Source organism: Citrobacter sp. Cf072, from assembly GCF_030334485.1.
Lineage (GTDB): Bacteria > Pseudomonadota > Gammaproteobacteria > Enterobacterales > Enterobacteriaceae > Citrobacter > Citrobacter freundii.
The window spans coordinates 120,661-142,054 of sequence record NZ_JAOWDX010000038.1; the positions used below are offsets into that span (position 1 = coordinate 120,661).

Annotated in this window: 36 protein-coding genes and 1 pseudogene; 35 read left to right on the forward strand and 2 right to left on the reverse strand. The window is 52.3% G+C overall.

Going from position 1 to position 21,394, the window contains the following annotated elements:
- Nucleotides 1-100: 100 nt before the first annotated feature.
- The 16 genes and pseudogenes from OGX66_RS06450 (at nt 101) to OGX66_RS06520 (ending at nt 8,678) form a co-directional block, all read left to right on the forward strand.
- On the forward strand, nt 101-613 hold the full coding sequence (locus OGX66_RS06450) for a hypothetical protein (protein WP_071697840.1): 513 nt from the start codon (nt 101-103) through the stop codon (nt 611-613).
- Nucleotides 610-1,002: pseudogene (locus tag OGX66_RS24600) on the forward strand (hypothetical protein); the annotation flags it as partial. The gene OGX66_RS06450 and the pseudogene OGX66_RS24600, both read left to right, overlap by 4 nt.
- A 165-nt stretch (nt 1,003-1,167) precedes the next feature.
- The gene (locus OGX66_RS24605) at nt 1,168-1,701 is read left to right on the forward strand and encodes a DUF551 domain-containing protein (protein ID WP_502873835.1); all 534 of its coding nucleotides are present in this window, start codon (nt 1,168-1,170) and stop codon (nt 1,699-1,701) included.
- Nucleotides 1,702-2,120: 419 nt separating this feature from the next.
- Nucleotides 2,121-2,378 (forward strand): DNA polymerase III subunit theta, encoded by a 258-nt coding sequence (locus OGX66_RS06460; RefSeq protein WP_200023746.1) that lies wholly within the window; start codon nt 2,121-2,123, stop codon nt 2,376-2,378.
- Between the two features lie 453 nt (nt 2,379-2,831).
- Entirely contained in the window at nt 2,832-3,287 is a 456-nt protein-coding gene (locus OGX66_RS06465; protein WP_047359646.1) for a YbcN family protein, read from the forward strand.
- On the forward strand, nt 3,280-3,801 hold the full coding sequence (locus OGX66_RS06470; RefSeq protein ID WP_286511067.1) for an HNH endonuclease: 522 nt from the start codon (nt 3,280-3,282) through the stop codon (nt 3,799-3,801). Before OGX66_RS06465 ends, OGX66_RS06470 begins: the two co-directional genes overlap by 8 nt.
- Entirely contained in the window at nt 3,801-3,971 is a 171-nt protein-coding gene (locus OGX66_RS06475) for a NinE family protein (RefSeq protein ID WP_286511069.1), read from the forward strand. Before OGX66_RS06470 ends, OGX66_RS06475 begins: the two co-directional genes overlap by 1 nt.
- Complete coding sequence (locus OGX66_RS06480) at nt 3,935-4,435, forward strand: HNH endonuclease signature motif containing protein (RefSeq protein WP_286511070.1); 501 nt, start codon at nt 3,935-3,937, stop codon at nt 4,433-4,435. Before OGX66_RS06475 ends, OGX66_RS06480 begins: the two co-directional genes overlap by 37 nt.
- Nucleotides 4,429-5,040: a recombination protein NinG gene (locus OGX66_RS06485; RefSeq protein WP_214603187.1), complete on the forward strand. Its 612-nt coding sequence runs from the start codon at nt 4,429-4,431 to the stop codon at nt 5,038-5,040. Before OGX66_RS06480 ends, OGX66_RS06485 begins: the two co-directional genes overlap by 7 nt.
- On the forward strand, nt 5,037-5,216 hold the full coding sequence (locus OGX66_RS06490; protein ID WP_214603133.1) for a hypothetical protein: 180 nt from the start codon (nt 5,037-5,039) through the stop codon (nt 5,214-5,216). The genes OGX66_RS06485 and OGX66_RS06490 overlap by 4 nt, the downstream gene beginning before the upstream one ends.
- Complete coding sequence (locus OGX66_RS06495; RefSeq protein WP_270932846.1) at nt 5,213-5,329, forward strand: PPVAKH motif-containing phage-derived small protein; 117 nt, start codon at nt 5,213-5,215, stop codon at nt 5,327-5,329. Before OGX66_RS06490 ends, OGX66_RS06495 begins: the two co-directional genes overlap by 4 nt.
- Nucleotides 5,326-6,015: a bacteriophage antitermination protein Q gene (locus tag OGX66_RS06500; RefSeq protein ID WP_270932845.1), complete on the forward strand. Its 690-nt coding sequence runs from the start codon at nt 5,326-5,328 to the stop codon at nt 6,013-6,015. The genes OGX66_RS06495 and OGX66_RS06500 overlap by 4 nt, the downstream gene beginning before the upstream one ends.
- Before the next feature lie 992 nt (nt 6,016-7,007).
- Nucleotides 7,008-7,196 (forward strand): hypothetical protein, encoded by a 189-nt coding sequence (locus tag OGX66_RS06505; RefSeq protein ID WP_123924736.1) that lies wholly within the window; start codon nt 7,008-7,010, stop codon nt 7,194-7,196.
- A 153-nt stretch (nt 7,197-7,349) separates the two neighbouring features.
- A complete protein-coding gene (locus OGX66_RS06510) occupies nt 7,350-7,628 on the forward strand; it encodes a phage holin (protein ID WP_001568784.1) in 279 nt (92 codons plus the stop codon).
- Nucleotides 7,600-8,148, forward strand: coding sequence for a lysozyme (locus OGX66_RS06515; protein WP_123924735.1), 549 nt, complete (start codon nt 7,600-7,602; stop codon nt 8,146-8,148). Before OGX66_RS06510 ends, OGX66_RS06515 begins: the two co-directional genes overlap by 29 nt.
- Entirely contained in the window at nt 8,145-8,678 is a 534-nt protein-coding gene (locus tag OGX66_RS06520) for a DUF2514 domain-containing protein (RefSeq protein ID WP_172960226.1), read from the forward strand. Before OGX66_RS06515 ends, OGX66_RS06520 begins: the two co-directional genes overlap by 4 nt.
- A 3-nt stretch (nt 8,679-8,681) precedes the next feature.
- Here OGX66_RS06520 and OGX66_RS06525 read toward each other — a convergent pair whose 3' ends face one another.
- On the reverse strand, nt 8,682-8,897 hold the full coding sequence (locus OGX66_RS06525) for a KTSC domain-containing protein (RefSeq protein WP_071891841.1): 216 nt from the start codon (nt 8,895-8,897) through the stop codon (nt 8,682-8,684).
- Between OGX66_RS06525 and OGX66_RS06530 the strand changes: the two genes are divergently transcribed.
- Nucleotides 8,876-9,046 carry a hypothetical protein gene (locus tag OGX66_RS06530; protein ID WP_191238446.1) on the forward strand — a complete coding sequence of 57 codons (171 nt, stop codon included), beginning with the start codon at nt 8,876-8,878 and terminating at the stop codon, nt 9,044-9,046. The two genes, OGX66_RS06525 and OGX66_RS06530, sit on opposite strands and share 22 nt — an antisense overlap.
- Before the next feature lie 90 nt (nt 9,047-9,136).
- Here OGX66_RS06530 and OGX66_RS06535 read toward each other — a convergent pair whose 3' ends face one another.
- Nucleotides 9,137-9,523, reverse strand: a complete 387-nt coding sequence (locus tag OGX66_RS06535) for a hypothetical protein (RefSeq protein WP_100272350.1) — start codon at nt 9,521-9,523, stop codon at nt 9,137-9,139.
- 76 nt (nt 9,524-9,599) lie between these two features.
- Between OGX66_RS06535 and OGX66_RS06540 the strand changes: the two genes are divergently transcribed.
- The 18 genes from OGX66_RS06540 to OGX66_RS06625 all read left to right on the forward strand — a co-directional run bounded on the left by OGX66_RS06540 (nt 9,600) and on the right by OGX66_RS06625 (nt 21,384).
- Nucleotides 9,600-10,241 (forward strand): putative metallopeptidase, encoded by a 642-nt coding sequence (locus OGX66_RS06540; protein ID WP_270932844.1) that lies wholly within the window; start codon nt 9,600-9,602, stop codon nt 10,239-10,241.
- Between the two features lie 31 nt (nt 10,242-10,272).
- On the forward strand, nt 10,273-10,728 hold the full coding sequence (locus OGX66_RS06545) for a DUF2280 domain-containing protein (protein WP_023300389.1): 456 nt from the start codon (nt 10,273-10,275) through the stop codon (nt 10,726-10,728).
- Nucleotides 10,725-11,972 carry a PBSX family phage terminase large subunit gene (locus OGX66_RS06550; RefSeq protein ID WP_270932842.1) on the forward strand — a complete coding sequence of 416 codons (1,248 nt, stop codon included), beginning with the start codon at nt 10,725-10,727 and terminating at the stop codon, nt 11,970-11,972. The genes OGX66_RS06545 and OGX66_RS06550 overlap by 4 nt, the downstream gene beginning before the upstream one ends.
- 64 nt (nt 11,973-12,036) lie before the next feature.
- Nucleotides 12,037-12,231: a hypothetical protein gene (locus OGX66_RS06555; protein ID WP_032638862.1), complete on the forward strand. Its 195-nt coding sequence runs from the start codon at nt 12,037-12,039 to the stop codon at nt 12,229-12,231.
- A gap of 68 nt (nt 12,232-12,299) precedes the next feature.
- Entirely contained in the window at nt 12,300-13,649 is a 1,350-nt protein-coding gene (locus tag OGX66_RS06560) for an anti-CBASS protein Acb1 family protein (protein ID WP_095140273.1), read from the forward strand.
- Nucleotides 13,609-14,559: a phage minor head protein gene (locus OGX66_RS06565; RefSeq protein WP_286511081.1), complete on the forward strand. Its 951-nt coding sequence runs from the start codon at nt 13,609-13,611 to the stop codon at nt 14,557-14,559. Before OGX66_RS06560 ends, OGX66_RS06565 begins: the two co-directional genes overlap by 41 nt.
- A gap of 9 nt (nt 14,560-14,568) precedes the next feature.
- On the forward strand, nt 14,569-15,834 hold the full coding sequence (locus OGX66_RS06570; protein WP_095140271.1) for a hypothetical protein: 1,266 nt from the start codon (nt 14,569-14,571) through the stop codon (nt 15,832-15,834).
- A gap of 12 nt (nt 15,835-15,846) precedes the next feature.
- Complete coding sequence (locus OGX66_RS06575) at nt 15,847-16,296, forward strand: gp53 minor capsid family protein (protein ID WP_023330664.1); 450 nt, start codon at nt 15,847-15,849, stop codon at nt 16,294-16,296.
- 17 nt (nt 16,297-16,313) lie between these two features.
- Nucleotides 16,314-17,390 carry a major capsid protein gene (locus OGX66_RS06580; protein WP_049110404.1) on the forward strand — a complete coding sequence of 359 codons (1,077 nt, stop codon included), beginning with the start codon at nt 16,314-16,316 and terminating at the stop codon, nt 17,388-17,390.
- 9 nt (nt 17,391-17,399) lie between these two features.
- Nucleotides 17,400-17,693, forward strand: coding sequence for a hypothetical protein (locus tag OGX66_RS06585; RefSeq protein ID WP_286511085.1), 294 nt, complete (start codon nt 17,400-17,402; stop codon nt 17,691-17,693).
- Nucleotides 17,694-17,755: 62 nt separating this feature from the next.
- Nucleotides 17,756-18,157: a DUF7370 family protein gene (locus tag OGX66_RS06590; RefSeq protein WP_286511087.1), complete on the forward strand. Its 402-nt coding sequence runs from the start codon at nt 17,756-17,758 to the stop codon at nt 18,155-18,157.
- Nucleotides 18,157-18,327: a hypothetical protein gene (locus OGX66_RS06595; RefSeq protein WP_286511090.1), complete on the forward strand. Its 171-nt coding sequence runs from the start codon at nt 18,157-18,159 to the stop codon at nt 18,325-18,327. Before OGX66_RS06590 ends, OGX66_RS06595 begins: the two co-directional genes overlap by 1 nt.
- Nucleotides 18,324-18,641 (forward strand): ubiquitination-like system serine protease family protein, encoded by a 318-nt coding sequence (locus tag OGX66_RS06600; protein ID WP_241510689.1) that lies wholly within the window; start codon nt 18,324-18,326, stop codon nt 18,639-18,641. Before OGX66_RS06595 ends, OGX66_RS06600 begins: the two co-directional genes overlap by 4 nt.
- 10 nt (nt 18,642-18,651) lie before the next feature.
- Entirely contained in the window at nt 18,652-19,002 is a 351-nt protein-coding gene (locus OGX66_RS06605; protein WP_286511095.1) for a hypothetical protein, read from the forward strand.
- 2 nt (nt 19,003-19,004) lie between these two features.
- On the forward strand, nt 19,005-19,469 hold the full coding sequence (locus OGX66_RS06610; protein ID WP_286511097.1) for an HK97 gp10 family phage protein: 465 nt from the start codon (nt 19,005-19,007) through the stop codon (nt 19,467-19,469).
- Nucleotides 19,466-19,849, forward strand: a complete 384-nt coding sequence (locus tag OGX66_RS06615) for a phage tail termination protein (RefSeq protein ID WP_286511101.1) — start codon at nt 19,466-19,468, stop codon at nt 19,847-19,849. The genes OGX66_RS06610 and OGX66_RS06615 overlap by 4 nt, the downstream gene beginning before the upstream one ends.
- Before the next feature lie 62 nt (nt 19,850-19,911).
- The gene (locus OGX66_RS06620) at nt 19,912-20,655 is read left to right on the forward strand and encodes a phage tail tube protein (protein ID WP_286511103.1); all 744 of its coding nucleotides are present in this window, start codon (nt 19,912-19,914) and stop codon (nt 20,653-20,655) included.
- A gap of 57 nt (nt 20,656-20,712) precedes the next feature.
- Complete coding sequence (locus OGX66_RS06625; RefSeq protein WP_286511105.1) at nt 20,713-21,384, forward strand: DUF6246 family protein; 672 nt, start codon at nt 20,713-20,715, stop codon at nt 21,382-21,384.
- The last annotated feature ends 10 nt before the right edge of the window (nt 21,385-21,394 follow it).

Below are 21,394 nucleotides of genomic sequence, written 5' to 3' on the forward strand. Positions count from 1 at the left end.
TTAAACAGTTACGGTGGCGTGAAAATCTATCGCCCGAATGATGTTATCGAAGCCATCCGCGCCGCTGGCATTGGCGTGAAGGGGGAGTGAGATGGACTTAATACCATTAACGCACGACGAACTCTGCCAAATCGCTTGGCGCTTTCTTCAGAATAACGGCTTCAAAGTAGCGTTTCATGACCGGTTCCGTGCATGGACACCCTACGGAGAACAGGCTGATGCTATCGGCTTTCGCAACGGTGCCAGCTGCTTGATTGAGGCTAAATGCTCTCGCTCTGACCTGTTAGCTGACCGTAAGAAGCCTTTCCGGATTGAACCTGAGAAGGGCATGGGAGATTGGCGCTTCATGATTAGCGAGCCTGGAATTGTGAATGTTGAAGACCTGCCGTCAGGCTGGGGCTTACTTCACGTTATTAAAGGTCGTGTTAAGAAGGTGCACGGATGGCCTGGTAACGGACTTTGGGTTAACCGGGATAGCAAACCATTTCAGGCCAACAAACAAGCAGAATGCGACTACATGTTTAGCGCTCTACGCCGCATGGATTTACGTGGGCATCTGAAAGAAGTTTATGACGGTGTAATCGTTAATAAGACAGAAGGAACCGCAGCATGACCACTAACAACCACCCGGCGCACGGTCCTGTATCACTCGATCGCCTGCACCAGATAAGAGAAATACTCAGCAAAGCAGCAGCACAAAGCGACGGCGGTAATCTCGGCTACGCAATGGTTGATGCTGTGAAGGTGATTGATTCGGCTATTGCAGCGTTTGATGCTGAGCCTGTGGCGTGGACGGAAAAATGCGAAATCACCAATATGCAGGCTACAGGTCTATATCTTCGCGGTTTCCCTAATAACGCGCATGGGCGTGATATCGCGCTCTACACCGCCCCGCCAGCGCCGGTAATTGAAGATGATTTCGACGCCTCAAGGCTCGCATTCGAGAGCTGGGTTACTGAGAGCTATGACTCAAGGCTAATGCGCAGCGGCACTGGATATGCTGGACAGGTGCTAAATCAGATGTGGCAATGTTGGTTGGCCTGCCGCGCCGCCATGATTCAGTCTGGCAACTATCCGGTGATTCCGGATGGTTGGGTTATGGTTCCTAAAGTACCCACTGAAGCTATGTGTGAAACAGGTCATATAGGCGTTGATGTATATACCGGGATGGCAACAGAAGGTGACGGTTACTATTCGATAGGTGGTGATGATGCTGCAAGAGTGTATGAGTTCATGGTTGCAACGGCACCTAAGCAGGAAAATACGATGAATGATATAACAAAGTTATCTGCAAAGTTGGTAAGCGTAGGAATGTTTGAGCAGTTATCTTTCCATGATGGATTTCCTCTAAAATGCAGAGAGTTGGGAATACATGCATCAAAATTAGGACATATTGAGTTATCTAAAAAGGCAAAGGATTTAATGTTTTCTGCGTCACTACAACAGCATGATCAGTTGGTTGATAATATGGCATCACTCATTGAATTGATGGCCGATAAGTACATGAGTGATAAATGGATTCCGGTAAGCGATCGGATGCCTGAAGGCATGAAAACTGTAATCACATCTAATGGTTTCGATATTGGACAAGGTTGGTGGGATGGAGAGTGCTGGAAGTCATTTGACTGTCATGATGTCGTTCCCGGAAAGGTAACTCACTGGATGCCACTGCCAGCAGCACCGCAGCAGGAGGTGAAGTGATGGATTATCTCTTATTTTTCTACTCCGGAGGCATCTTAGGTTGTATGCCTTTTCACTGGCAACTTCGTCGCAGTGAGAAGGTCATGTATCGTGTTATTAACACTATTCTCTGTTCCGCTATATGGCCGATACTTAGCATTCCTAAGGTGAATATCGATGGATAAATGTCTAGGAGTTTTAGGTTTTTTATTTGGTCATTCATATCGACCCGCAATTACCAGAGGCGCTCCGGCTGCAAATCTTGGAGCAATGGAAGGTAGCGGCACGGTCATCATTAGGTTGATAGATAAAACCAGGCCAGAGACTTTTCATGGCGTCTACTGCAAACGTTGCGGGAAGATGATAAATGGCTAAATCCGCAGCAGAACGAAAATCCGCGTAGTGATGTATAATCCCCTCAGGCCATCTAGGGGATTCTTATGTCTGACTGGAACATCGCAGCAAAACCAAAAGAAGAGCAGGACAAGGTTAACGTTGACCTTGCCGCCAGTGGTGTCGCGTACAAAGAGCGCCTTAACATGCCGGTTATCGCTGAGCAGGTAGCTCGAGAGCAGCCAGAGCATCTGCGTGAATACTTCATGGAACGAGTGCGCTTCTACCGCGAGCAGAGCCTGACCCTTCCTAAAGCATCCGATCCGCGCTATCTGGATATGGCAACTCAGAACGAGAAGAAGTAATGGGGTGCTTAATTATTGCCGGTATAAATTTTTATATGCTGGCAGAAGGTGAATCATACCCAACCCCTAATATCGGCAATAATTACTCCGTTTCTTACGTGGTTTTCCCTTACGAAGGCAAATGGGTCGCTCAGAAGCTTCGTAAAGGCGGTCGTTGGATAGATATAACAGACAAGCGATTCGACACCGAAAACGAGGCTTTCAACTTCACATACGAATACGCATTCACGCACAAAGACCGACACAATTTTTAATCCGCGCAACAGCAAGCAAAGTTTGATTTCCAATAATCAACCAGCCATAATCATCTCACCAGAGCCTGAACAACTCTGGTGACTTCTGCGCATTTAAGGGGACTTAAATGCGACCACAATCTGAACTCTCCACTTTGTCACAGATGCAGAAATGCACCTGCGACTTTCTGCATTCTACGGTTTCCGTTAAGGAGGCCGTATGACTCTGCCAGTAGACGGCATCAAACTACATCGCGGCAACTTCGCGGCCATCGGCCAGCAGATTCAGCCATTGTTGGATGCAGGGCAATGCTTCCGCCTTCAGGTTAAGCCATGGCGCGAGAAGCGCAGCCTGTCGCAGAACGCGCTCAGCCACATGTGGTACACGGAAATTAGCGAGTACCTGATCGCGCGCGGCAAGACCTTCGCTACGCCTGAGTGGGTCAAAGACGCGATGAAGCACACCTATCTCGGCTACGAAAGCAAGGACCGTGTAGACGTCGTGTCTGGCGAGGTCACCACCGTCCAATCCCTACGTCATACTTCAGAGCTGGAAACGGGCGAAATGTACATCTTCCTGTGCAAGGTCGAAGCCTGGGCGATGAATATCGGCTGCCACCTGACCATTCCTTCCGACTCCCAATACCAGAAATTGAGGGAGGCCCAAGATGCATAACTGGAGCGATATATTTTCCATTGTTGATGGAAATCTTGTGTGGGCCATAAAGCCAGCTAACAGGGTAAAAATTGGTGACGTTGCAGGATGTCTTAGCGATGGCTACAGAAGGTTTGAATACTCTGGCTGTCAATACCTGGCTCATAGAATTGTATGGGAAATGATAAAAGGCCCAATTCCGGAAGGGATGGAAGTTGACCACATAAATCACGTCCGCGCAGACAATCGGATTGAAAACCTTAGGCTGATAAGTCAGTCGGATAATACCCGTAACAAATCGCTGCCCAGCACCAATACGTCAGGTGAGATTGGTATCCATTGGAATAAAAAACTAAGCAAGTGGCATGTCCAGATCAACGCCGACGGAAAAAGAAAGTTCGTGGGTGTTTACGAGAGCATGGAAGAAGCAAAGCAAGCTCGCGACAAGGCAAAGGCTGAGCATGGTTACCATGCCAATCACGGACTGCCCAATAGTCATTGCTACCAGCAGCTGCGCGATAAGCAGGAGGCCTGATGTCAACTCCACTTTCCCGCGTCATCACCAACGAAATCTTCCGCGTTCCGGCGCGCCGCCAGCGTAAGCACGCGGTTAAGCCGTCCGAAATCCCGACACTGAAAGGCTACACCGCCAGCCTGGTGGATCAGAAATGGCTGCGTCTCGCGGCACGGAGGGCGTTCAAATGATTAAGCTGCATGAGCTTAAAAACATCCTCCACTATGACCCTGAAACTGGAGTTTTTACCTGGAAGGTCAATAGAGCGTCAGTGAAGGCTGGGCAGCGCGCTGGCGGAATTAATGGTGGTGGATACAGAAAGATACGCATTAATAACAAATGGTATCCGGAACATAGGCTGGCGTGGTTCTACATCCATGGTGTGTGGCCAAGCAAGGAGGTTGACCACATAAATCATGCAAGAAATGACAACCGCATTGAAAATCTTCGTGACGTATCAGCCAGATCGAACAAAGGGAATTGTACAAATAACACCTCTGGCTTTGTCGGGGTTTTTTACCACAAAGATATGAGTCGCTGGTGTGCAGGAATAAAGATTGATGGCAGATCGAAACACCTGGGCACATTTGATAATCCGAAAAGAGCGTCTCTTGCGTATCGATTAGCAAAACACTGGTTGGAGGTTGGATTATGAAGCCAGCCCGCCGCAAGTGCGCCCATAAAGCTTGTCGCCAGTGGTTCCACCCGGTCCGCGACGGGCAGGTAGTTTGCTCATTCGAGTGCGCCAGCGCGATCGGCAAAGAGCAGACTGCAAAAGCCCGCGAAGCCGCTAAGCAGAAGGAAGCGCAGCGTCAGCGCACCGAAGAGAAGGCAGGTCGCCAACGGCGCGCTGCGCGGCGTAATGAGCTGAAGCCGCTCCGTCACTGGGTGCAGATGACTCAGCGCGCCTTCAACGACTGGCGTCGCGAAATGCTGCTTGCTGCCGGTTATGGCTGCATCTCATGCGGAACCAAGACCGCGTTTGCCTGGCATGCCGGGCATTACCGCACCACGGCCGCCGCACCACAGCTTCGCTTTAACCCGGACAATATCTGGCTCCAATGCTCCGCCTGCAACGTCCACAAATCCGGGAACATCGAGGCATACCGCGCCGCCCTGGTCGAACTGATCGGCGAAGAGCGCGTTCTGGCGCTGGAATCCAACAACGAAACCCACCGATACACCCGTGAAGAGCTGGACGGCATCCGCGCCAAGGCCAGGGCAGATCTTCGAGCACTGAAACAGCAGGAGGCAGCATGAGCACTCATAACACCCTCGCACTACTCAACTGGTATCGCTCAAAGCATGTTGCCGCTGTAAAGACTCCCGGAGGCATTGTTTTCATGGGGATGCGTAACATCACCGCCGAGCAGCGAAGGACGCTTCTGGCAATCCCGCAAGTTGACCTCGAAGCCGCACTGAGGATTCAGCAATGACCCGTGACCAGATTGTCAGATACCAGGCCGAAAGCGTTAAGCGCGCCAGCCTGCCACCAGTAGCAAAGCACAGCCAGACCAAAACCAACCAGCCACATAAGGAAGCCGCATGAACAGTCAGCAACTGGAATATGTCCGTCAGCAGCTCATTGTGGCGACCGCAGATTTGAGCGGGGCGACGAAAGGGCAGTTGGTAGCTTTCGCCGAGAACGCGCAATTCACCGCGACGGCGCGCAGCCGGGGAAGGAAAAAGGTATTTAGCGAGATCAGGCAGAAGATGGTTAACCCGGACGGTCCGCCGATGAGCGGTAGTCAGTCACGCGCCAAAGGCTCATCCATCGCATTGGTCAACCAGGTCGAGTTCGGCACCGCATCATGGCGCCGCGCTGTACTATCGCTGGAAGACCACCAGAAAGCGTGGCTGCTTTGGAACTACAGCGAGAATATTCGCTTCGAGTATCAGGTGGCGATAACTCAGTGGGCGTGGGCAGAATTCCTGGGCCAACTCGGCGCGAAGAAGGTGGCTGGCAAGACGATGGAACGCCTGAAGAAGCTTGTCTGGTTAGCGGCGCAGGACGTCAAGGCAGAGCTGGCAGGGCGTGAGACGTACGAATACCAGACGCTGGCAGAACTAGCAGGCGTGGCGAAATCCACCTGGACAGAAACGTATCTGCCTCACTGGCTGGCGATGCGCAACAGCTTTAAGCGACTCGATAGCGTTGCGCTTATCTCCGTAACGCGATCACGTTCACAACAAAAGGCGACAAATTTAGACGTAAGTCTTGCAAAACCGAACTAAAATGGATATATTTCGTGTAAATCTGATATTGTGCCATTGTTGTATGCACTGGCAGTAAATGAGTTTTCAAGCCTGAGGTTGACGCCTTGGGCTTTTTTATTTGAATGTAGACAAGCGGTAAAGCACTCAAGCCATAATTGAATTCTCGCTGGCTAAATCCCTGCCAGACGCGTCAAGTCTAAGTTCACTTCGAGGTATCAAAGGTAGTTGTCAATTTGATATATTTCGCTTCAAAGAAGTTGAGAAATGGATTAATGATAATGAGGTTGCCAACAAAGGTAGAGCTGATTTCATTCTGCTTCGTAGTCATTTGGGTTATCTGGTGTGCATGGGCAGACAAAACAACTCACGACACATACCTTTTTGATGGGGTGCTTTATAAGTCAGTTATTGTGGGGACTTCCTTCGTGATAGGAGTTTTCATTGCTTGGCGTGTGTACCTAAGTAATAAGTTCTCAACAGGTCTGGTTAAGAGGCTTTTTGGCGTTTGTCTCACCGTTATGATGTACCTGACTTTTACCTTTTGGAACGTTCCAGAGTTAATAATGATCTCATCAGCTAATAAGCATGTGAGTGACAATTACCGATTCAAAATGAGATACCCCACGGAATCTGGAGGAAAAACCAGGTCATGTAAGGCTCATGTTATCTACTATGACACATATCTGAAGCGTGAAATCGCACTCTGTCACTGGGATTATGCTCCATCTTTTTTCTATACGGATTATATTCGAGTAGATAAGCTGATTTCAGGTATGGGCGGGCAGATTATTTATCACGAAGCCGTTCATTGAGAAAATCCTATTTAAAGTTTAGAGGTCGCCATATGGCGACCCTTTTCATACACACAGCGCCATCCGAAGAATCGGATGTGAGGCTCTAAGGCCAGGATGTGCACCTTGGACAGCAAACATTGAGTTTGTTGTGGTTTCTTGCAACGCTGCATCATCTGCTCCGTTCTATACTGTTTGCTTAGTATTGCGGAGGAATGTATGAAAGAAGGGTATTACTGGATTCAGCATGTAGGCATTGTACAGGTAGCGTATTACACGAATGACACTGTTGATGATCTGGAAACGGGTAAAACAATCACAGGTGTCTGGCATCTGACCAGAGGCGATGACATTTGCCATAACGGTGAGGCAGAGGTGTTAGAAGGTCCTCTCACTCCACCAATGTAAACAACCTAACTTACTTCGAGGCTGCCGCATGGCGGCCTTTTTCATTTTAGGCTCACGGGAATCATCCGCTACGTGCTTTGTTGATAAATCCAGCACGTGAAGCCTGACCCTTTAATCACACACAGCGCCATCCGAACTATCGGAGGTGAGGCTATGACCAGAATGAGCACCATTTACAGCAGACTTTCATATGGAACAGGAACCACGCTGACCGGCTGCGGTGTATCAGCGAAGGCATATGCCGAAACAGCTAAAACAGCAAAAGAGGTGTCCTGGATGTTGGCCGACAGAATTGCAGGGTTAAGCCTGAGTGACTGGGCAATTATAGTCGGTATTGCATGCACCGTTATTACCTGTGCAGTGAACTGGTATTTCCGCTGGAAAGAACGGGAGGATCGTCGCAATGGCTATGCCACAAAAGCTGAAGAATAAACTGAGTGCAGCGGTCGTTGGGTTAATTCTTGCAGGGGCTTCCGCACCCGTGATTCTCGATCAGTTTCTGGATGAGAAAGAGGGTAACAGCACAACAGCGTACAAGGACGGCTCTGGTATATGGACCATTTGTCGTGGCGCCACGATGGTTGATGGCAAGCCAGTGGTTCAGGGCATGAAGCTGTCTGCTGAGAAATGTTCCAAGGTGAACGCCATAGAACGCGACAAGGCGCTGGCATGGGTTGAGCGAAACATCGAGGTGCCACTGACCGAACCACAGAAAGCTGGGATCGCATCTTTTTGTCCGTATAACATCGGCCCCGGAAAATGCTTCCCGTCTACGTTCTATAAGCGCATCAATGCTGGCGACCGTAAAGGAGCCTGTGAAGCTATTCGCTGGTGGATTAAAGACGGTGGCCGCGATTGTCGTCTGACCAAAGGCCAGAAAAATGGCTGCTATGGGCAGGTAGAGCGACGAGATCAGGAAAGCGCGCTGACGTGCTGGGGGATAGACCAGTGAACCTGCGCTATCAGTTCATTGCTATTTCGTTGCTGGTGGCCGTTGCATTCATCGCCGGTAGTGTATGGAGCAGCCGCGGTTGGGAAAAGAAGTGGGCAGAGCGTGACAGCGTGGAATCGTCGCAAACCGCGAACGCGCAGACCGCCGCCCGCATGATTGAACAAGGGCGAATTATTGCCCGTGATGAGGCTGTAAAAGATGCACAAGCACAAGCCGCAAAATCTGCTGCCACTGCTGCTGGTATGTCTGCCACTGTTAGCCAGCTGCGCACCGAAGCAACAAAGCTTGCCGCCCGCCTGGACGCCGCAAAGCACACCGCAGATCTTGCCGCTGCCGTCAGAAGCAAAACAGCCGGAACCGACGCCGCAGTGCTCGCCGACATGCTCGGACGCTTTGCAGAAGAAGCTCGATATTATGCTGAGCGATCTGACGAAAGCTACCGGGCTGGAATGACGTGTGAGCGCATTTACGATTCGGTGAGACAGTCGAACAACGGGAAGTGGCAAAAAGCGGGGACGAATCCCCGCTAGCTGTTAGCCAACTTTGCGATAAGGGTAGCCAGCTTTTTTAATGTGGGCATCAAAATACTGACCTTTTGACGGTGCATTCATTAACGCTGTGTGCACGGCAGAAGGAACCCGAGAGTATTGATAAATGCCACTACTATGGAATGCAATTTCCAGCGTTGAAGTGGCCTGGTCATAACCTACTGATTGGAGATTTGAAGATGAAACAGGTTGACGAATCAAAGCAGTTTCCTCGTTTGAATGGGAAAAGTCCCGAGGAAATCGTAGAGCTATTCAAAGGGTATAACTTTGTCGACGATCATGGTCATCGACTGGATATGTGCCAGGACTTCAAAGATTTAGCTGAGCTTGCCAGTAAGGCGCAGGCCTGACCGCATTACAGAAGCTCTTCACTGAGGGGCTTCGATAATGTAATGCTGCGTTTGTTGAGTTGAGGCCCCACTAGAGATGGGGCCAATAAGTTACGCTCGAGGTAAAACTTTGAAGGTGAAGGTTTGCCCAGCTCCGCCGATGATCATTGCACAATGTATGATTGTTGTGTCTCGCGTGGCATTTTTGTCTTCGAGAATATTTCGAAATAACGTACGCACTAGTTTCTTTGAAAATGCCTCCTTGGCGCTGTCAGACTCCTCATCTTCACCGTAAATCCATATCTGCCCGGATATTGCAGTTTCGACGTTTTTAAGTTTTTCCCACCCATCTATGGCGAAAGCAATAGTTTCATTAGTGGACTTAACAGCCTCGAGCGTCAACGTCCCAATGCTATCTCTAACAGCTTTAGCGGTGGACTCATAACTTGAATTGCCGACATTCTCAACTGAATAGGTTAACAAAAAGTAGTGATACATAATCATCCCCAGAAATTGAATTAGATGTTTATTTGGGGGTGTATCCCTTTAAATCAATAAGGTGAGGTTGTTAATTGTGACGGAGGAAGCAAAAAAAACGAGGCCATATCCGCCAGTAAACTTCATCGCCTCCGACAACTGGCAGCCATACACCATGCTAATCCCCGCTAACGAAGTGCATGAGTGGATAAGCCGGCAAATCCTCAGTGATGACGGAAGCATCCATAACCCTGACCACGCCCATTTAATGGAAGCTGATTTGTGCTTTATGTGGGCTTCAGAATCATTCGCGAAAAAAGGGCGATATGTTCTCGGTCAGGCCGAACAGGTAATGCTCCGTTCCGGTGGTTGGCAAAAAGCAAGAATGGAGCAGCAGATGTATGAATGGTTTGGGCGTATTCCGAAGTTCATCATCACGCTGGCAGCTGATTACTGCTCACAATGCAGTGACCTCGAGTTCTGCGCACTGGTAGAGCATGAGCTTTACCACATAGCCCAGGCCACCGATGATTTCGGCGCGCCTAAGTTCAACAAAGAGACCGGGCAGCCAGTGCTTACACTGCGCGGCCACGACGTCGAAGAATTCACTGGTGTCGTACGTCGATACGGTGCCAGCAAAGAAGTGCAGGAGCTTGTTGATGCGGCCAATGCGCCAGCAGAAGTGGCTCACATCGATATAGCAAGGTCATGCGGGACGTGCATGCTGAAGCTGGCGTAACGCTTTATTCAGATTGTCATGGAGGTAGCCTGTGGCAGCATTATCGACAGAGGTTAAAGCCTTCATCGTTCAATCACTCGCCTGCTACGAGACCCCGGTAAAAGTCATTGAGCTTGTAAAGGCTGAATACGGCATCGATGTCTCACGGCAGCAGGTGTCGCAATATACGCCCGGAAACGCAATGGCGGCCAAGTTGAGCCAGAAGTGGATTGACCTTTTCAACGCCACCCGTAAACGATTCCAGAATGAGATCGCAGACATACCGATCGCGAACAAAGCGTACCGGTTACGGGTTCTCGACCGAATGGCGACCAATGCTGAAAAGATGAAGAACTACGGCATGACCTCGCAACTTATCGAGCAGGCCGCCAAAGAAATGGGCGATGCCTACACTAATCGCCAGAAAGTCGAGCATACAAGCCCTGATGGCAGCATGACGCCGCAACCGACCATCATCCAGCTACTACCCGTTGAGCCGAAAGCATGAGTAACGCCGTTCAACTGCCGATCCCCGCGAAGCTTGCGCCACTGTTCACCGCCGTGAATAAGCGCTACCGGTGCTCGCATGGTGGACGTGGCAGCGCCAAGACGCGCACATTCGCGCTGATGACTGCAGTAAAGGCGTATCAGTCGATGATGAACGGTGAAAGCGGCGTGGTGCTCTGCGCGCGTGAATTCATGAACTCTCTGGAAGAGTCGAGCATGCAGGAGGTGAAACAGGCGATCCTGTCTGTCCCCTGGCTGGCTTCCAACTTTGATATCGGCGAGAAGTACATCCGCACCATCGACAAAAGCGTTAACTACGTATTCTGCGGTCTGCGGCATAACCTCAACAGCATCAAGTCGAAAGCGCGCATCCTGCTTTGCTGGGTAGATGAGGCTGAATCAGTCAGCGAAATAGCGTGGCAGAAGCTGAGCCCGACAGTTCGTGAAGAAGGCTCAGAGATTTGGGTGACGTGGAACCCGGAGCGAGACGGTAGCGCCACGGACAAGCGATTCCGCAAAGAGGCTGGTGACGACTGCATCACCGTTGAAATGAACTACACGGATAACCCGTGGTTCCCCGACGTGCTGGAAGGTGAGCGACAGAACGATCAGCGACGCCTCGACCCGGCGACATACGCATGGGTGTGGGAAGGCGCTTACCTCGAAAACTCCGATAAGCAGGTGCTGGCCGGGAAATACCGGATTGCCGAGTTCTCGGACCAGCTATGGAAAGAGGCCGATCGCCTGTTCTTCGGTGCTGACTTCGGGTTCGCCAAAGACCCTAACACCTTGGTGCGTTCGTTCATCCTCCACAACCGGCTGTACATCGAATACGAGGCATACGGTCAGCAGACTGAGCTCGACCACATGCCAGAGCTATACGACACGATTCCAGGCGCGCGTGACTGGCCCATCAAGGCCGACTCCGCTCGACCCGAAACGATCAGCTATCTCAAGCGGCAGGGCTTCAACATCTCGGCTGCCGAGAAATGGCAGGGGAGCGTTGAGGACGGGATCGCCCATCTTCGCGGCTTCGACGAAATCATTATCCACCCGCGCTGCAAGAACGTGGCGAGAGAGGCCCGCATGTGGTCGTACAAAACTGACCGCATCACTGGCGAGGTGTTGCCGAAGCTCGCAGATGGCTATGAGCACTGCTGGGATGGTATTCGCTATAGCCTCGACGGACACATTAAGCGCAAAGGGCAGATGGCTGGGATGATGATCCCAAAAAGACTACGTTGAAATTGTCCCTATAAATATTTCTGAAAAAATGCCGATTAAATACTGTCTTTCAATAGGAGGGAGTATGAATATTTGGTTTGGGTATTGGATTGTTTATGCCGGTTCTGAAGATGGGTCTGATTTAGAAGGGAATGATTTCTATTCGACAGACTCACCTATAACTTCAATTGAAGCTATGAATGAGATGAGACATGCGATTGCAAAATCACATGGCGTTGCGCCGGACAAGATTTTGTTCAAATCTTTTAACCGGGTATAAAATAAATCACTCATAAAGGTCGCTCAGGCGGCCTTTTTTATTGCCATAAATCCACCAACGGACAATCCATGACTGACAAATTAACTCTCGCCGTCAACCATGCGTTGAACGATGCGCGTATGGCGCGCGCCCGTATGGGGCTTATGGCGCCAACAATGGGGCTGGACAATAAGCGCCATTCTGCATGGTGCGAGTATGGCTTCCCTGAGCAGGTAACCTACGAAAACCTCTATGCCCTGTATCGGCGCGGTGGTATCGCTCACGGTGCCGTTGAGAAGCTGGTGGGCAAGTGCTGGCAGACCAACCCGGAAATCATCGAGGGTGACGATGCCGACGAGAGCAAGGATGAGACGGCTTGGGAGAAGAAGACCAAAAAGGTATTCACTAAGCGCCTCTGGCGGGCCTTTGCTGAAGCTGACCGCCGCCGCCTTGTCGGTCGCTATGCTGGCATCCTGCTGCATATCAACGATTCAAGAACATGGGATCAGCCGGTTGTTCGCGGTAAGTCACTTAAAAAGGTAACGATCGCATGGGCCGGTTCGTTAACTGTCAGCGAGTGGGTAACTGACCAGAAATCGGCAGACTATGGGCAACCAAAGCAGTGGAAATACGTTGAGAGCTTGCCAAACGGCGGAACTAATCAGCGCTTTGTGCATCCTGATCGCGTCTTCATCTTGGGTGACTACTCGAATGATGCCATTGGCTTCCTTGAACCACCTTATAACGCCTTTGTCAGTCTCGAAAAGGTAGAGGGCGGGTCTGGCGAATCGTTCCTGAAAAATGCGTCAAACAAGCAGGCCATCAACTTTGAGAAAGACATCGACTTTGCTAATTTGGCTTCTCTGTATGGCGTCTCGGTAGATGAACTTCAGGAGCGCTATAACGAAGCTGCCAGAGAGCTGAACGTTGGTAATGATGTACTCCTGATCACCCAGGGTGCGCAGGTCACGTCGATGGTCTCTGCTGTTTCAGACCCGTCGCCTACATACAATGTCAACCTTCAGACAGCCTCGGCTGGGGTGGATATTCCGGCGCGTATTCTTGTCGGCAATCAGCAAGCTGAGCGTTCAAGCACTGAAGATCAGAAGTATTTCAACGGTCGCTGCCAGTCACGGCGAGGTGACCTGTCATTCGAAATAGAAGACTTCAGTGACAAGTTAATCGACCTGAAAATAATTGATGCTGTCAGCGAGAAGACGGTTATCTGGGATGACCTTAACGAGCAGACTGGCACTGAGAAACTCGCCAATGCCAAAACAATGGCTGAGATTAACCAGACGTTCCAGGGCAGCGGAGAGAATCCGGCCTTCAGCCGTGAAGAAATTCGCACAGCAGCCGGTTATGAAAACGTCGATGAATTCCCGTTAGGAGAAGAGGATGGCGACGAAGAAGACGAAGCCACCGATTCTGCCGCGTAACTATCAGGATCCGACCGGAGCCGATGCGCTGGAACGCCGGGCAATGAAAGACTTCGCCAGGCGAATGAATAAGATTGGCAAAGCGTACAAATCAGCACTCAACAAAATACCTTCCTCCATCGCAGTAAACGCCAGATACGAATACCAGCTAAACCCGACGCTACTCTCCATCATCCTGAACGATGCCAGTTACCTGGTTGATCAGGTGCTGCTTGAAGGTGGAGATTACGACCTGTGGTTTTACGAGTACATCGATCTGGCTTCGGAGAAAGGAGCCGGGCAGTCGTTCTACAACCTCAGCCAGCAGTCCCCGGTGTATGCCGCTGGGCGCGAATCACTGGCGTCCATCCTCGCAAGCGACCCATACCAGCAACGTATGGCGCTGGTGCATGCCCGTGTGTTTGAGGAAATGAAGGGGCTTACTGCTGATGTTAAGCGCGACATGGCGCGCGTGCTGACTGATGGGGTGGGGCGTGGGCTCAATCCGCTGGACATTGCCCGCAACCTGACAGACCAGACCGGCATCGAGAAACGCCGGGCTAACCGTATAGCGCGCACTGAAGTGACTACCGCTCTGCGTCGCGCACGATGGGATGAGGCCGAATCATCGATGGATGATCTCGGTTTAAACATCAGGCTTCTTCACCTTTCAGCATTAAGCCCCACAACGCGAATAAAGCACGCTCTGAGACACGCGCACACATACACAGTTCAGGCAGTAAGGGATTGGTATGCAGTTGATGCTAATGCAATTAACTGTAAGTGCGGTCAGGTTGAGGTGCTGGTGGATGCAGAAGGCAATCCGCTTTATCCGAACGTCATCGAAATGGCTAAGAAGGAATTCGACAGCCACTGGAAAAAGATGAAGGTCAATCATTCAGCTTGTCACTGCTGCAAAAAGGCAGCTTGAGGTTTAACCATGCCAATGCAGGTCAATATCACCACGAAGGTGAACAGCCAGTCTATCCGGCGAGAAACATACAACGGGCGTGAGCACTTGGTGCTGCCGAGCTACACGCTGCCGGCGAACGTCGTCATGAATGGCGGCTTGTACACGCAAGAACAAATCGACGCCCACTATAAGGGGCTGGAGGGAACCCTGGCGCCGCTTGGTCACCCTCAGGTTAATGGTCAGTTCGTGTCTGCTTTCTCCCCGGAGGGTATTAACGCAGGCCATATCGGCGCGTGGAACCGCAACGTTAAGAAGTCCGGTAATCGCATCTACCTTGAAAAGTGGGTTGATGTTGCCCGTGCCAGTGAGTCGGAAGGTGGTAAAGAACTGCTTGAACGTGTCGCTGCCATTGAGCGCGGCGAAGACGTTCCGCCGATTCATACCAGTGTTGCCGCATTCCTCGACCAGCTTGAACCGAACGATCAGCAGCGCGCAACGGGTGCTGAGTGGGTAGCTGATATCCACGGCATGGACCACGACGCGATCCTGCTGCACGAAGTCGGAGCCGCCACCCCTGAGCAGGGAGTTGGCCTGATGGTTAACGCTGATCTGGCGCAGCCGCTCAAGGCGAACTCCGGCGCGCTGGTGGGTGAATCCTACCGGGAGCGCGAACAGCGTCTCGATCGCGCAGCCAAAGCGAAGTTTGCGGCGGGCGCGGATGAATACGCCTGGATTGCTGACTTCACTGACTCGCAAGCTGTAATCATCCGCAACGGCGGCACCGCAGAGGTGTTTGGCTACAAGTCTGAGGGTGGCGTTATCACCTTCGACGACACCGGCACCGCAGTGGCGCGCCAGGAGTCGTGGGTGGCCGTCGTCGCCAACAAATTCAAAGCTCTATTCACACCGCAGGAACAGCCTGCACCAAACCACAAAACGGAGGGCGACATGCCTTTAACCACTGAAGAGAAACAAGAGCTGATCAGCGAAATCGGTAAAGGCCTGGCCGCTAACTTCGCCGATGCCCTGAATCCGATTAAGGATGCGATCACCGGTCTGCAGGCCAATCAGGACAAGCTTACCGAAACGCTGACCGCCAATTCGCGCGCTGAAGAGAAAGCCAAGCGTGAAGCCGTCGCTAAGGTCCATGGCGATATCGTCGCGAACGCGCTGTCAGGAGAGCCTCTGGACGCGATGTTCAAATCGCTGGGCGAAGCTGCGCCGCTGGGTGCTAACAATGCACAGCAGCACAAAGAAACCGGCGCACCTGCCGCAGACGAACACTTCAAGTAAGGAGCCGGAATAATGCCACGTTATCGTCGCGTTAATATCGACGGTCAGTCTCTGTACAAGACCGAAACCCGCACCACGGCCGCCGCGTTGCTTCCAGGCACCGCCGCAACTATCAACTCATCCGATAAATTCGCTCAGGCCACCGCGCTAACCGGCCGCCTGTACATCATCGATGTCGGTTATCACCAGGGTCTGACCATCACTGAATCAATCCCTGCCGGTGATTCGGCAGTAGGTAACTACGTCGAAGAAGGTCGTGAGTTGGCGTTGCGTTGCCTGCCTGGCGCGTACAAAAAAGACAGCCCAATCAAGCTGGGAACTGCCGGTCAGTTCACCCTTGCCACCTCCGACACTGATTCAGTGATCGGCTACAGCCAGGATGAATACACCATCGCAGCCAGCACCACCGACTTCATTCGCGTGCGCATGCGCGTTGGTACTGTCGCCGCAGCTGGCGCGTAACAAAAGGACAAACACATATGTACTTCTCTAAAGAGACGCTGGCGACTAACTCCCGCCTCGGCGGGCACTGGAGCGAACTGTGGGCAAACCGCAACATGTGGAACCTGCAGAACGATTCCATCATCGCGGCTAACCGCGCAATCATGACGCCTGACATGCTGGCTTGTAACGCTGTTGGCGGTTTCTCCCGTGACTTCTGGGCTGAGATCGACAACCAGGTGCTGCAGCTGCGTGATCAGGAAGTTGGCATGGAAATCGTGAACGACCTGATCGGCGTTCAGACCGTTCTGCCGGTCGGTAAAACCGCCAAGCTGTATAACGTGGTTGGCGACATCGCTGACGACGTGTCAGTAAGCATCGATGGCCAGGCGCCATTCTCCTTCGATCACACTGACTACGCGAGCGACGGTGACCCGATTCCGGTGTTCACTGCTGGTTACGGTGTTAACTGGCGTCATGCTGCTGGGCTGAACTCTGTGGGCATTGATCTGGTGCTGGACTCGCAGATGGCGAAGATGCGTAAGTTCAACCAGAAGCGCGTCAACTACTATCTGAACGGCGATTCAAAAATTCAGGTTCAGTCATACCCGGCGCAAGGCATCAAGAACCACCGACACACCAAGAAGATTAACCTCGGATCTGGTGCTGGTGGTGCGAATATCGACCTGACCACCGCTGACATGACCGCCATCTTCGCATTCTTCGGTAAAGGCGCATTCGGCACCACCGCACGCACGAACAAAGTCGCCGCATACGATGTGATGTGGGTTTCCCCGGAAATCTGGGCGAACCTGGCGCAGCCGTACGTGGTGAATGGCGTTGTAAGCGGCACTGTGTTGCAGGCTGTTCTGCCGTTCGCGCCGGTGAAAGAAATCCGCATGAGTTTCGCGCTGACAGGTAACGAGTTTATCGCGTACGTTCGTCGCCGTGACGTGATCTCTCCACTGGTGGGTATGGCCGTCGGTGTTGTGCCACTGCCGCGTCCACTGCCTAACGTTAACTACAACTTCCAGATTATGTCTGCTGAAGGTTTGCAAATCACCGCAGACGATCAGGGCCTGTCTGGTGTTGTCTACGGCGCTAACTTGGCGTAAGGAAACAGCATGGCTAAATACGAAGTTGTGCGCCCATGGTTCGGCGTAAAGGTAGGGCAGGTGGTGGAGTTGGAAGAACTGCACCCGGCGCTTAAGTCTAACGTCCGTCTCATGAATGGTGAGGCAGGCGGAGAACTTACCCCGTCGACGCCTGATGCCGGTACCGGTGAGAAATCCCGCAAAGAGGTTATCCAGGCTCGTCTGACTGAACTTGGCATCGAGTTCAAAGGCAACCTGGGCGCTGAAAAGCTCAGTGAGTTGTTGCCTGATGGCGAACTCGAAAAGCTTTTCCCTGCTGAATAACAGCCGCCGCTAAGGCGGTTTTTTTATGCCCCGCTCCGGCGGGGTATTTCACGGAGTCGATAATGGTAACTCTCGAACAGGCGAAGGAGTATCTGGAGAGCCAGGGAATTACCATTCCCGATTTTGTTCTTCAGGCTCTCGTAGACCAGGCTAACAGCATTCATGAGTGTCTCGATGCGCATTATCCTGCATCGACCGCGCTGCTGATTCAGCTCTATCTGCTGGCGCTTATGGGGCTCGGGCAGGGGGATAAGTACATCTCAAGCCAGACAGCTCCGAGTGGTGCGTCTCGCTCGTTCCGATACCAGTCGTTCACCGATCGCTGGAAGGCCTCGGTTAACCTGTTGCGCGGGCTGGATAAGTACGGCTGCGCCACCTCGCTAATTCCTGCCGACCCTACAGCCGCCCCGGCATTCGCTGGCATCTGGATCGGGAAGGGCGGCTGCATGTGCGGGGGCAAGTGATGACGTACAAATCAGTTAAGCACGGACTGCCGCGCTCTTTCACCCACGTCTGGGTGATGACCGACACCGGGCGGGAGACTACCGGCTACGTTAAATCCGATGGCGAGTGGTTCATTAACTGCCCTCGCATCCGGGCGACTGGCGCGAAGGTGCTGAGGTGGAAAGAATGACAGAGCGAGTAAAGAAAGCGAGCGATAGCCGTTTATCGTTCATGTGCCCTGGGTGTGGAAGTCGCCATGTGGTGCAGATTGGCATTGGCAATGGTCCGCGATGGGGATGGAATGGCAGCGTTGATAAGCCGACGCTGACTCCAAGCGTTTTGGTTACTGGCTTCTTGCCCAGCGATGACCCAGAGGAGTTTGACGACGCCACGAAAGACAAACCGTTTACCTGCCATTCATTTGTGACAGATGGGCAGATTCAATATCTGAATGACTGCACACATAGCATGGCAGGCATGACGGTGCCGCTACCAGAGCTTTGAGGGGGTAGCAATGTCTAGCGTTGCAAACTGGTCATACACCGCCACGGCGACCATCTGGCGCAAGCTGGAAGGCAATGACGAATACGGCGATCCGCTGGGCTATGCCACACCTGAGCAAATCCTCTGTGACTACGAGGGAGGTCTCAGCAAGAAATTAGCTAGCCTGGGCGCCGAGATCGTCGTGAAGAATACCGTCTGGACCGAGTTCGCGCTGGCGGCGTCCGGTGATTATCTACTTATTGGTGCGTCGACCGAAGCTGACCCGGTTGTGGCCGGTGCCGACGAGGTGCGGCAGGTTATCCGTTACGCCGACACGTTCGAGCGACTGGCGGATGATTACGCCATCCTGACGGGAGTGTAGCCATGGGCATCAAAGTGAAAGGCATTAGCCAGGCGAAAAAGCACCTGAACGATGTCATCAATGACGTAAAGGGGCGCAAGGTAATCCGCGCATTGCAGTCGGCGATGATTCTTATCGGTGCCCGAGCGGCCTACTACACCCCGATCGACACCTCAACGCTGATTAACAGCCAGTTCCGGGAAATCGACGCTGGCGGCGTGCTCATTACCGGGCGCATCGGTTACTCAGCCAACTATGCGGCGTACGTTCATGAAGCATCAGGCAAGCTCAAAGGTCAGCCGCGCGCGCATTTCGGCGTGACCAGCAACCGTTCGTCAGTAGGCCCGCAGAAACCGAAAGAGTTCGGAGGCGGTACCGGAACTGGCAACTACTGGGACCCTCATGGTGAGCCGCAATTCCTAACCAAAGGCGCGAATGACGAGCGCGATAACGTTGATGCGGTGATGCGCAAGGAGCTTTCGTTATGACACCCATGATGCACGAACGGGTGCGCAACATGTTTGGCGATGCCGGGCTGACGACTGGGTTCACGGTACAGCAGTTGATGTACGACGACCCGAAAGACCTATCGAAGGCGATCATGGTGTTCAGACCAAACGGCGGGTCGAATATCCGAACCGATCTCGGATCTGAGTACCACGTCCTGGTCGACGTTGTCGGCGCGAAGGACAAGCGCAAAGACGCGCTTAATGCCGTGCAGCGAATTGTCGATTACGTCCAGGCGAACCCAATGGCTGACGAGTGCGTCGGTTACATCCAGAACATGGGCGCAATTCCCGCGCCGGTGCTCACAGAAGAAGGGCGAATAGTCTTCCGACTCCAGTTCGCCTGCACTTACGGCGAATAGCCATTCCAACCAAGTAACCCGCTCCGGCGGGTTTTCTTTTATACGTTAAAGAGGAGTTTCACATGGCTGATTGCCAGAACTCGAACGAACGCCTTTTCGGTGGCGCAGTCGTGCTGGAAGTTGCCGATGGCTGCCCGGACGTCAAACCACTTGAATCTGAGTGGCTGGCTCTGGCTGCCGGTACAACGAAGGGATTTGATTTCAACCCTAACACCACTACCAGCGATGCTGATGATGGCGGCGGATACGTTGAAACTATCGTCACCAATAGCGACTTTACTATCTCATTTGATGGTGAGGTGCGGGTGAAGGATAAGTTGGATCAGTATGGTTTTGGACGCTTCACCAAGTATTTCCATACGGAAGTAGCTGCACGTCGTCAGCCAGGTATCTGGGTTCGACTGGACTATGGCCCAGTAGAATTTATCGGTTACATGAATATTACCGCCCTTAACTCCAGTGGCGGGACGAACGATATCACCCCGTTCACCACTGAGTTTAAGGTTGGTGACGCAAGCACTATCGAGGTAAATGAAAATAACTCGGTAGCAGTGACTGGCGTGACGGTAACCCCGACAACCAGCACTGGCACGGCGGGCGGTACCAGCACCTTCACGGTGAACATCGCACCAACCGGTGCAACCAACAAAGACTTCACCGTAGCATCAACCGATCCAACCAAAGCCACTGCGACGGCATCAGGTACCACTGTTACCGTTACCCGCGTCGCCACCGGAAGCGCACAGATCATCATTAACACCGAAGACGGCAACTTTGTGGCCGTGCATACGGTTACTGTTACTTAACGGACATTCCAAAGGGCGGCGTGCTGCCCTTGATAATGACCGTTTACTGGAAGGCCTATGACTGCTTTAACCGATATTGGCGAATTCTCTGTCAGTGACAGCCGCACCGGCGGGAAAGACTACCTGCTCAGGCCATCATTCGAGGCAATGACCAGGATCGGCACTCCGGAAGAGATTGTGCGGGCCTATGCCACCATCCATGGGAATGATGTCGCTCAGCTGATTGAGGTGTGCGCTGGCACGCTGGGGCGGTTCCCAGAATGGATGGCTCCATCATTCAACCGCGCTGCTGAAAAGCTTTTATCAACGTGTATGCATGTTTTGCAGGCGTGCTGTGAGAGCGACCTGACGCCAATGATCGGCGAGTGGAAGGGCTGGCGGCATTGCGTAGTTTACCGCCCGGGCCAGATGCCGAAAAACGACATCATTGTGCTTGCTCAGCACCTTATTCAACACGGCGTTGTTGGCAAAGCAAAAGTGCGCCAGTTGCAGCGTCACGAGACTGGCGAGAGCACCACTGAATTTAAAGCATTCGACTACATCAGCGCTGCACGCAGCCACTTCGGCATGAACCGCGCAGAAGCATCTCAATTAACGATGACCGAATTTCAGATGCTGCTGGCGGCGAAATATCCTGATCAGAAAGGCTTCACTCGCGATGAGTACGACAGCATCGCCGACGAATACCTGGCTAAACAGGCCGCACGCAGGGCAAAAGCAAAGCAATAACCGGAGAATG

Excerpts from the sequence above, each read along its gene's own strand:
- OGX66_RS24605 (WP_502873835.1), top strand. The coding sequence starts at position 1,168 with ATGGCAACAGAAGGTGACGGTTACTATTCGATAGGTGGTGATGATGCT.
- OGX66_RS06460 (WP_200023746.1), top strand. The coding sequence starts at position 2,121 with ATGTCTGACTGGAACATCGCAGCAAAACCAAAAGAAGAGCAGGACAAG.
- OGX66_RS06465 (WP_047359646.1), top strand. The coding sequence starts at position 2,832 with ATGACTCTGCCAGTAGACGGCATCAAACTACATCGCGGCAACTTCGCG.
- OGX66_RS06470 (WP_286511067.1), top strand. The coding sequence starts at position 3,280 with ATGCATAACTGGAGCGATATATTTTCCATTGTTGATGGAAATCTTGTG.
- OGX66_RS06475 (WP_286511069.1), top strand. The coding sequence starts at position 3,801 with ATGTCAACTCCACTTTCCCGCGTCATCACCAACGAAATCTTCCGCGTT.
- OGX66_RS06480 (WP_286511070.1), top strand. The coding sequence starts at position 3,935 with ATGGCTGCGTCTCGCGGCACGGAGGGCGTTCAAATGATTAAGCTGCAT.
- OGX66_RS06490 (WP_214603133.1), top strand. The coding sequence starts at position 5,037 with ATGAGCACTCATAACACCCTCGCACTACTCAACTGGTATCGCTCAAAG.
- OGX66_RS06495 (WP_270932846.1), top strand. The coding sequence starts at position 5,213 with ATGACCCGTGACCAGATTGTCAGATACCAGGCCGAAAGCGTTAAGCGC.
- OGX66_RS06500 (WP_270932845.1), top strand. The coding sequence starts at position 5,326 with ATGAACAGTCAGCAACTGGAATATGTCCGTCAGCAGCTCATTGTGGCG.
- OGX66_RS06505 (WP_123924736.1), top strand. The coding sequence starts at position 7,008 with ATGAAAGAAGGGTATTACTGGATTCAGCATGTAGGCATTGTACAGGTA.
- OGX66_RS06510 (WP_001568784.1), top strand. The coding sequence starts at position 7,350 with ATGACCAGAATGAGCACCATTTACAGCAGACTTTCATATGGAACAGGA.
- OGX66_RS06515 (WP_123924735.1), top strand. The coding sequence starts at position 7,600 with ATGGCTATGCCACAAAAGCTGAAGAATAAACTGAGTGCAGCGGTCGTT.
- OGX66_RS06530 (WP_191238446.1), top strand. The coding sequence starts at position 8,876 with ATGAAACAGGTTGACGAATCAAAGCAGTTTCCTCGTTTGAATGGGAAA.
- OGX66_RS06535 (WP_100272350.1), bottom strand. The coding sequence starts at position 9,523 with ATGTATCACTACTTTTTGTTAACCTATTCAGTTGAGAATGTCGGCAAT.
- OGX66_RS06550 (WP_270932842.1), top strand. The coding sequence starts at position 10,725 with ATGAGTAACGCCGTTCAACTGCCGATCCCCGCGAAGCTTGCGCCACTG.
- OGX66_RS06555 (WP_032638862.1), top strand. The coding sequence starts at position 12,037 with ATGAATATTTGGTTTGGGTATTGGATTGTTTATGCCGGTTCTGAAGAT.
- OGX66_RS06560 (WP_095140273.1), top strand. The coding sequence starts at position 12,300 with ATGACTGACAAATTAACTCTCGCCGTCAACCATGCGTTGAACGATGCG.
- OGX66_RS06565 (WP_286511081.1), top strand. The coding sequence starts at position 13,609 with ATGGCGACGAAGAAGACGAAGCCACCGATTCTGCCGCGTAACTATCAG.
- OGX66_RS06570 (WP_095140271.1), top strand. The coding sequence starts at position 14,569 with ATGCCAATGCAGGTCAATATCACCACGAAGGTGAACAGCCAGTCTATC.
- OGX66_RS06575 (WP_023330664.1), top strand. The coding sequence starts at position 15,847 with ATGCCACGTTATCGTCGCGTTAATATCGACGGTCAGTCTCTGTACAAG.
- OGX66_RS06580 (WP_049110404.1), top strand. The coding sequence starts at position 16,314 with ATGTACTTCTCTAAAGAGACGCTGGCGACTAACTCCCGCCTCGGCGGG.
- OGX66_RS06585 (WP_286511085.1), top strand. The coding sequence starts at position 17,400 with ATGGCTAAATACGAAGTTGTGCGCCCATGGTTCGGCGTAAAGGTAGGG.
- OGX66_RS06590 (WP_286511087.1), top strand. The coding sequence starts at position 17,756 with ATGGTAACTCTCGAACAGGCGAAGGAGTATCTGGAGAGCCAGGGAATT.
- OGX66_RS06595 (WP_286511090.1), top strand. The coding sequence starts at position 18,157 with ATGACGTACAAATCAGTTAAGCACGGACTGCCGCGCTCTTTCACCCAC.
- OGX66_RS06600 (WP_241510689.1), top strand. The coding sequence starts at position 18,324 with ATGACAGAGCGAGTAAAGAAAGCGAGCGATAGCCGTTTATCGTTCATG.
- OGX66_RS06605 (WP_286511095.1), top strand. The coding sequence starts at position 18,652 with ATGTCTAGCGTTGCAAACTGGTCATACACCGCCACGGCGACCATCTGG.
- OGX66_RS06610 (WP_286511097.1), top strand. The coding sequence starts at position 19,005 with ATGGGCATCAAAGTGAAAGGCATTAGCCAGGCGAAAAAGCACCTGAAC.
- OGX66_RS06615 (WP_286511101.1), top strand. The coding sequence starts at position 19,466 with ATGACACCCATGATGCACGAACGGGTGCGCAACATGTTTGGCGATGCC.
- OGX66_RS06620 (WP_286511103.1), top strand. The coding sequence starts at position 19,912 with ATGGCTGATTGCCAGAACTCGAACGAACGCCTTTTCGGTGGCGCAGTC.
- OGX66_RS06625 (WP_286511105.1), top strand. The coding sequence starts at position 20,713 with ATGACTGCTTTAACCGATATTGGCGAATTCTCTGTCAGTGACAGCCGC.